This is a genomic window from Curtobacterium sp. VKM Ac-1395, assembly GCF_015350975.1.
GTDB lineage: Bacteria > Actinomycetota > Actinomycetes > Actinomycetales > Microbacteriaceae > Curtobacterium.
Genome location: NZ_JADKRX010000004.1, coordinates 406,343 through 413,466 on the forward strand (window position 1 = coordinate 406,343; position 7,124 = coordinate 413,466).

The 7,124-nt window shown below is 72.9% G+C and carries 6 protein-coding genes; 1 reads left to right on the plus strand and 5 read right to left on the minus strand.

Features of this window, described 5'->3' with window-relative positions; genetic code table 11:
* Positions 1-16: 16 nt before the first annotated feature.
* Genes ITJ68_RS13535 through ITJ68_RS13545 form a run of 3 tightly spaced genes read right to left on the minus strand, consistent with a single transcriptional unit; the run spans position 17 to position 2,941 of the window.
* Positions 17-892 (minus strand): ABC transporter permease, encoded by an 876-nt coding sequence (locus ITJ68_RS13535; protein ID WP_194661777.1) that lies wholly within the window; start codon positions 890-892, stop codon positions 17-19.
* Complete coding sequence (locus tag ITJ68_RS13540; RefSeq protein WP_194661781.1) at positions 879-1,847, minus strand: ABC transporter ATP-binding protein; 969 nt, start codon at positions 1,845-1,847, stop codon at positions 879-881. Before ITJ68_RS13540 ends, ITJ68_RS13535 begins: the two co-directional genes overlap by 14 nt.
* A 26-nt stretch (positions 1,848-1,873) precedes the next feature.
* Positions 1,874-2,941: a LolA family protein gene (locus ITJ68_RS13545; RefSeq protein ID WP_194661783.1), complete on the minus strand. Its 1,068-nt coding sequence runs from the start codon at positions 2,939-2,941 to the stop codon at positions 1,874-1,876.
* A gap of 161 nt (positions 2,942-3,102) precedes the next feature.
* Between ITJ68_RS13545 and ITJ68_RS13550 the strand changes: the two genes are divergently transcribed.
* Positions 3,103-4,575, plus strand: coding sequence for an FGGY-family carbohydrate kinase (locus ITJ68_RS13550; protein WP_194661785.1), 1,473 nt, complete (start codon positions 3,103-3,105; stop codon positions 4,573-4,575).
* Positions 4,576-4,700: 125 nt separating this feature from the next.
* On the opposite strand, the gene ITJ68_RS13555 is transcribed toward ITJ68_RS13550, so the two are convergent.
* Positions 4,701-5,183: a ribose-5-phosphate isomerase gene (locus ITJ68_RS13555; RefSeq protein ID WP_194661787.1), complete on the minus strand. Its 483-nt coding sequence runs from the start codon at positions 5,181-5,183 to the stop codon at positions 4,701-4,703.
* Complete coding sequence (locus tag ITJ68_RS13560) at positions 5,180-6,922, minus strand: dihydroxyacetone kinase family protein (protein ID WP_194661789.1); 1,743 nt, start codon at positions 6,920-6,922, stop codon at positions 5,180-5,182. The genes ITJ68_RS13555 and ITJ68_RS13560 overlap by 4 nt, the downstream gene beginning before the upstream one ends.
* Between the last annotated feature and the right edge of the window lie 202 nt (positions 6,923-7,124).

Genomic DNA, 7,124 nt, shown 5'->3' on the forward strand with positions numbered 1-7,124 from the left:
GCGCCGCGAGGGCGTCCTAGCTGAGGACGTCCTTCGTGGCGAAGCGCCCGTAGGCCAGGGTGCCGAAGACCGCCACGTAGCCGAGCTGCAGCAGTGCGTTGCTGCCGAACGAGTCGAACGCGATCGGGTCCCGCAGCAGGTCGCCGAACCCGAGCCACTGGTGCGAGAACAGGAACGGGTGCAGCCAGTCGAGCTGCGGGAGCTGGTCGAGGACCTGGGACGCCCCGGCCAGCACCACGGTCGACGCCATCGCACCCACCGGCACGTTCGTCAGCGACGACGCGAAGAGCCCGATCGCGGACAGCCCGAGCATCGACAGCGTGACGTAGAGCGCCAGCAGGAGGGCCCGGCCGGCGTAGGACCAGCCGTCGACCTGCGTGCCCGAGAGCAGCGTGACCGGTCCGATCGGGAACAGCGCCGCACCGATCGCGGCACCGACGAGCACGATGACCAGCGTCGCCGCCAGGCAGAAGGCGACCGCGCCGACGTACTTCACGAGGATGAACCGCAGGCGCCCGGTGGGAGCGACGAGCAGGTAGCGGATGGTGCCGTGGCTTGCCTCACCCGCGACGGTGTCGCCGGCCACCACCCCGACGGTGAGCGGCAGGAACAGCGGGATCGACACGGTGAGCGCCGTGAACGACACGAACAGCCCGTTGTTCGTGATGTCGCCGAGGAACGCCGGGCCGCCGGAGTCCCCGCCGGTGGTCAGGCGGACTGCCACGGCGATGAGGATCGGCACGAGTGCGAGTGCCCCGAGCATCGCCCAGGTGCGGCGACGACGGAACACGAGGGCGAGCTCGGAGCCGAGCAGCGCGAACGGACGGGTTCGGCGGGGCTCCTGCTCGACGGCGGGCGCGGTCGGTGCGACGGCCGCGTCAGGCTGCGACATCGAATCCCTCTCCGGTCAGGGCGACGAACAGGTCCTCGAGCGTGCCGCCACCGACGGCCAGTCCGCGGATCCGGACGTCGGCCCGGACGAGCTCGGCGGCGATGGTCTCGGGGAGGACCTCGGCGGGCAGGTCCGCCACCAGGACGTCCGCCCCGCCGTCGTGGCGTGGCGCGAGCCCGAGGCGCAGCAGCACGGTGCTCGCCTGGCCGAGGTCGGGCGTGCGGACCGTCACCGTGCGCGCACCCGCGGAGCGCAGGTCGTCGAGCGTGCCCTGCGCGACGATCCTGCCGGTGCGCATGACCGCGGCGTGCGTGCAGACCTGTTCGATCTCGGCGAGCAGGTGGCTCGACACGAAGACCGTGGTGCCGTCGTCGGCGAGGGAGCGGATGAGGTTGCGGACCTCCCGCGTGCCCTGGGGGTCCAGGCCGTTCGTCGGCTCGTCGAGCACCAGGAGCTCGCGCGGGGTGAGCAGCGCGTTCGCCAGGCCCAGGCGCTGCTTCATGCCGAGCGAGTAGGCGTGCGCCTTCTTGTCCGCGGCGTGCGAGAGCCCGACGCGGTCGAGCGCGTGTGCGACGCGGTCCTTCCGGGTGCGGGAGTCCGTGGTCGGGTCGGCGGCGTCGAACCGGGAGAGGTTCGCGCGGCCGGACAGGTACGGGTAGAACGCCGGCCCCTCGACCAGCGCACCGACCTTCGGCAGCACCCGGTGGAGTCCGGCGGGCATCGACTCGCCGAGCACCTCGATCGAGCCGCTCGTGGCCGAGGACAGCCCGAGGAGCATCCGGATGGTGGTCGTCTTGCCGGAGCCGTTCGGCCCGAGGAAGCCGAAGACCGCCCCGCGCGGGACCACGAGGTCGATCCCGTCGACGGCGCGCTGCTTGCGGAAGACCTTCGCCAGGCCCGTGGTGCGGATCGCGAGGTCGGTGCCGGACGCCGGGGTGGCGGCGTCCGGCGTCACCGGACTCTCAGTGTTGTCGGTCGTGCTCACTTCGCGGCGGCGACCAGGCTCGACACGGGCACGGCGCCCGCGAGCACGCGGCCGTCGTCGGTCAGGTAGACGGACACGAGCGAGGTCTGGATGGCGCGGCCGCCGTCCACGGCCCGCGTGAGCTGGCCGATAAGGCCCTGGGCGTCCGCTCCGAGCGCACCCTGGTCAGCGGTGCCGGCCGGGAGTTCGGCGATCGTCGACCAACCGCTGCCCGTGAGGGTCGGGGCGTCGTCTGTGCCGTGGGCACCGCGGTGCGACCCGGCGTGGTCCGCTGCGTCGGAGAGGTCCTTCGTGGTGACCTTCGCCCCGGACGGCGGGGTGAAGTCGAAGAGCCGGGCGGCCGGTGCGCCGTAGTCGAGGCTCGTGAAGCCGACCTGGACCGCGGGCTCGGACTGGCCGTCGGCCTGGACGGCGGCACGGAGCGGGAGCCCGGTCTGCTTGTCGACGGCCAGCTCGACGCTGCCCACGAGGGTGTCGGAGGACTTCGGCGTGAGGACGAGCTGCCAGGCGTCGTGGCCGGCCACCGAGGTCGTGGTGGGCTTCGAGACGGTGGTGCTCGGGCGGATCGCGGCGATCGCCTGCTTCGCGAGGTCTGCCGGGGTCATGGTGCCGTCGCGGAACGACTCCCTGACGTGGTCCGGCAGCGTGACGTGGGTGGCTTCCCGGGCCTTCGAGTCCCAGGTCCAGACGTCGGAGCCGTTGCGGACGAGGTCCTGCTCGGCGAGCTGTTGCGTGACCTGCACGCGCTGCTTCGTCGCGCCGTCGACGTACACGCGGGCGGTGTGCGAGGACGTCAGGAGGGAGAGGGCGTCCGAGGCATTGCCCTCGAGCGAGGACCCACCCGAGCCAGCGGGGAGTTCCGGCAGGCCGAGGTCGCTCGTCTGCGAGAGCTTGCCGGAGTACTGGGCGTCGGAGGACTTCGCGACGCTGGCGATGACGTCGGCGGCGGTCGGGTCCGTCCCGGCGATCGGGTCGTTCGCGGCGCTCGCGAGCGTCGGGGCGGCGATGGCGCCGGCGACGACGACCGGTGCGATGACGGCGGGCAGCCAGGCGGACTTCTTCATCGTCCATCTCCTCGGATGGTGGAGCCCCTCGCCAGGGGGCGCGGGATCAGCAGCACACTAGGTCGGGCAACCGACAGTGGGCTGTGTCCTCGGGGGGTCGTCGGCGCTTCGTAGACTCGTGGCCTGGCCGGGCGACGGTCGGTGGCGGCGAGGGAGACGGCATGCGGGCGGTGCTCGGTCTGGACATCGGGACGTCGAGCACGAAGGCGCTCCTCGTCCGGCTCGACGGCACGATCCTGGCCGAGGTCGGACGGCACCACGAGGTCGACCGTCCCGAGCAGGGCCTCGTCGAGATGGACCCCGAGCTGTGGTGGAGCGAGTTCTGCGACCTGACGCGGGAGCTCCTCGCGATGGTGCCCGACGCCCGGGTCGAGTCCGTCGGGGTGAGCGGCATCGGCCCGTGCGTGCTCCTCACCGACGCGTCGTCCAGGCCCCTGCGCCCCGCGATCCTCTACGGCGTCGACACCCGCACGGCTGGCATGCTCGACGCCCTGACCGCGGAGCTCGGCGGCGAGGACGCGGTCCGTGCCCGCTGTGGTTCGGCGCTCAGCACGCAGGCCGCCGGCGCGAAGCTCGCCTGGGTCGCCCGCAACGAACCCGAGGTGTGGGCGCGGGCCGAGCGGTTCACGATGCCGTCGTCCCGGGTCGTCGAGCTGCTCACCGGGGAGTACGTCCTCGACCACCACTCCGCCAGCCAGAGCACCCCGCTGTACGACGTCCACACGAACGCCTGGATCCCCGAGTGGTGCGCGCTCATCGCACCCGGTCTGCCCATGCCCCGACTGCTCTGGTCCGGTGACGCCGCCGGGACCGTCACCGGCGCGGCGGCCGCGGCCACGGGCCTCCCGGTCGGGATCCCGGTCACGGCCGGGACCATCGACGCCTGGGCGGAGGGGCTCAGCGTGGGGGCGTCGGTGCCGGGCCGGATGTCGCTGCAGTACGGCACCACCATGTTCATGATCACGCCCACGCCCGAGCCCACCCGTGTACCGGGGATGTGGACGACGGTCGGCACCCACCCGGACCAGCCGTGCGTGTCCGGGGGGACGGCGACCTCCGGTGCGGTGACCGACTGGCTGCGGCGGCTCGTCGACGCGGACTGGCCGACGATGCTCGCGGAGGCGGACGCCTCGGGCGTCGGCGCACACGGGCTGCTGATGCTGCCGTACTTCGCGGGGGAGCGGACACCGATCGCGGACCCCGACGCGCGCGGGGTGATCGCCGGGCTCACCGTGCGGCACACCCGGGGCGACCTGTACCGGGCGACGCTCGAGGCGACGGCGTTCGCGGTGCGGCACAACATCGAGACGCTGCGGGCGGCCGGCGTGCCCGTGCGGGAGCTCGTCGGTGCCGGGGGCGGCCTGCTCGGGCGGCTGTGGCCCCGGATCGTCACGGACGTCACCGGGCTGCCGCAGACGATCCCCTCCGTCACCGTGGGGGCGTCCTACGGGTCGGCGTTCCTGGCGGCGGCGCTCGTCACCCCGGTCGACATCGCCGTGTGGAACCCGCCGGCGAGCGTCATCGAGCCGGACCCCGACCGGGCCGCGGCGTACGAGGCCGGGTACCGCGACTACCGGGAGCTGTACGAGGTCACGAAGGCCGTCGTGCACCGGCTGGCTGCGCGCAGCCGGTGAGCGCGCGGTTCCGCGTGGAGCCGCACGACCGACATCGGCTCGCGCCACGGAACTCCGTGGCGCGAGCCGATGTCGGTTGTGCGCAGACGACTGCGCCTGCGGGCAGCTGCGCCGGCGCGTGCGGCCTACGCCTGCGCGTCGACGCCCGCGGGTGCGCTGCCGTCGTACTCGCAGATCGCGTTGACCTTGTCGGCGCTGGCGCTCGAGGTGTCGAACTCGTAGCCGAGCCACTCCTTCGCCAGGCGCCGGGCGAGCTCGACGCCGATGACGCGCTGGCCCATGCAGAGGACCTGGGCGTCGTTGGAGAGGATCGAGCGCTCCACGCTGTACGAGTCGTGCGCGGTGACGGCGCGGATGCCGGGCACCTTGTTCGCGGCGATCGCGACGCCGAGTCCGGTGCCGCAGAACAGGATCGCGCGGTCGGCCTCCCCGTTCGCGACCATCCGGGCAGCGTCGACGGCGACGTGCGGGTACGCGGTGTGCCCCTCGGCGTCGACGCCCACGTCGGTCACCGACGAGACACGCTCGTCGGCCTCGAGGTCCTTCTTGAGGATCTCCTTGTAGTCGAACCCGGCATCGTCCGAGCCGATCACGAGACGGTACGTCATGCGTGTGTTCCTTCCTTGTCAGCAGCGCGTGCGGCGAGCACTTCGCCGACGCGCGTGAGGATCATCCCCATCGAGGTGGCGCCCGCATCGGGCGTCCCCAGGCTCTTCTCGGCCAGCGGCCGGGCACGCCCGACCTTCGGCTTGAGGTCGGCGGTGGCTTCGCCCTCCGACGCGGCGACGACGGCAGCAGCCTGCCACGCGTCGGTGAGCGAGCGTCCAGACGCCACCGACGACCGGAGCTCGTCCACGAACGGCAGCAGGGCGTCGAGCATCGTCTTGTCTCCGCGGGACGCGCCGCCGAGGTGCACGATCGAGTCGGCGAAGGCCTGGGCGGCCTCGACGACGTCGGTGGCCTCGATGGTCTCGCGGTCGTCGCGCAGCGACCGGCCGAAGGCCTCGAGCGCCGCACCCCACAGGACCCCGGAGGTGCCGCCCGCGAACTCGGCCCACGCGTCACCGGCGCGTCCGAGGACGAAGGCGACCCCGGCCTCCTGGCCGAGCGCGTCGACCGCCCTGCGGGCCGCACCGATCCCCTTGACCATGCCACGGCCGTGGTCGCCGTCCCCGGCGACCGCGTCGATGCGGCCGAGCTGTTCCTCGTGGTCGCGGAGGAGCGCGTCCACGGCCTCGACGGCGGCGCGCGCGGTCTGCGCGGCCGACCGGGAGGCTCCGCTCGCGTCCGGCACGACGGTCGCCGCCTCTTCCGCTTCGGCAGCGGCCTCGGCCGGCACGAGCGCGTCGACCGGCGCCGCCACCTTGCGGTAGGCGGGTGTGTAGGCGTCGGCGCGCCAGAGGCGCTCGAGCTCGTCGTCGAGCCACTGCAGGGTCAGCGAGCAGCCGCCCATGTCGAGGCTCGTGACGAGTTCGCCGACCTCGGGCTCGACGACCTCGATCCCCGCGTCGGCGAGGAGCGGGAGCACCCGGCCCCAGAGCAGGAACAGCTCCTCGTACTTCGTGTCGCCGAGGCCGTTGAGGATCGGGGCGACCCGGGTGCCGGCGGCGTCCGGGCGGTCGGCCAGCAGCCGTTCGACGAGCAGGCTCGCCAGGTCGGTCGCGCTGAGCAGGGGGACGTCCTCGATGCCGGGCTCGCCGTGGATGCCGAGTCCGAGACCGAGGTGGCCCTCCGGCACCGTGAAGAGCGGTTCGGTGGCCCCCGGCATCGTGCAGCCCGAGAATGCGACGCCGATCGTGCGCGTGGCGGTGTTGCTCGCGTTCCCGACCCGCTCGACCTCGTCGAGGGACGCCCCCTCGGCGGCGACCGCGCCCATCGCCTTGAAGACGGAGAAGTCGCCAGCGATGCCGCGGCGCTTCGACTCCTCGTCGGCGCTGGCGATGTCGTCCGTGACGACGACGATGCGGGTGTCGATGCCCTCGGCGCGGAGTCGTTCGGCGGCGAGCCCGAAGTTCATCGTGTCGCCGGCGTAGTTGCCGAAGGAGAGCACGACGCCCCTGCCCTGGTCTGCGGCCTTGGCGACCGCGTAGACCTGCGCGGTCGAGGGCGACGTGAAGATGTTGCCGACGACGGCGCCGGTGGCGAAGCCCGGGCCGACGACGCCGCAGAACGCGGGGTAGTGCCCGGAGCCGCCGCCGACGACGACCGCGACCTGCGGTTCCGCGCCCTTCGTCGGGAGGCCGACGACGCCGCCGTGGACGCCCCGCACGCGGTCGGCGTAGAGGGCGAGCCAGCCGGCGAGCTGGTCCTCGGCGAAGTCCTCCGGGTGGTCGTGGATCGTGGTCATGACAGCGCTGTCCTTCGTCTCGGGTGTTCAGTGTGCGCCTGCCGCCGCAGCGACAGGGTCAGGCGTGCATGCTCGGGATGCACTCGTGCATGCTCGGGACTCAGCTGTGCATGCCCGGGATGATTGAGACCTTGACGGAGGCGCCGGCGGAGTCGCCGACGAGGTCGAGGGCTTCTTGGAAGGCTTCGAGGGGGAACTGGTG

Bases quoted from the DNA above. Each gene is read 5' to 3' on its own strand.
- ITJ68_RS13535 (WP_194661777.1), bottom strand. From the start codon at position 892: ATGTCGCAGCCTGACGCGGCCGTCGCACCGACCGCGCCCGCCGTCGAG.
- ITJ68_RS13545 (WP_194661783.1), bottom strand. From the start codon at position 2,941: ATGAAGAAGTCCGCCTGGCTGCCCGCCGTCATCGCACCGGTCGTCGTC.
- ITJ68_RS13550 (WP_194661785.1), top strand. From the start codon at position 3,103: ATGCGGGCGGTGCTCGGTCTGGACATCGGGACGTCGAGCACGAAGGCG.
- ITJ68_RS13555 (WP_194661787.1), bottom strand. From the start codon at position 5,183: ATGACGTACCGTCTCGTGATCGGCTCGGACGATGCCGGGTTCGACTAC.
- ITJ68_RS13560 (WP_194661789.1), bottom strand. From the start codon at position 6,922: ATGACCACGATCCACGACCACCCGGAGGACTTCGCCGAGGACCAGCTC.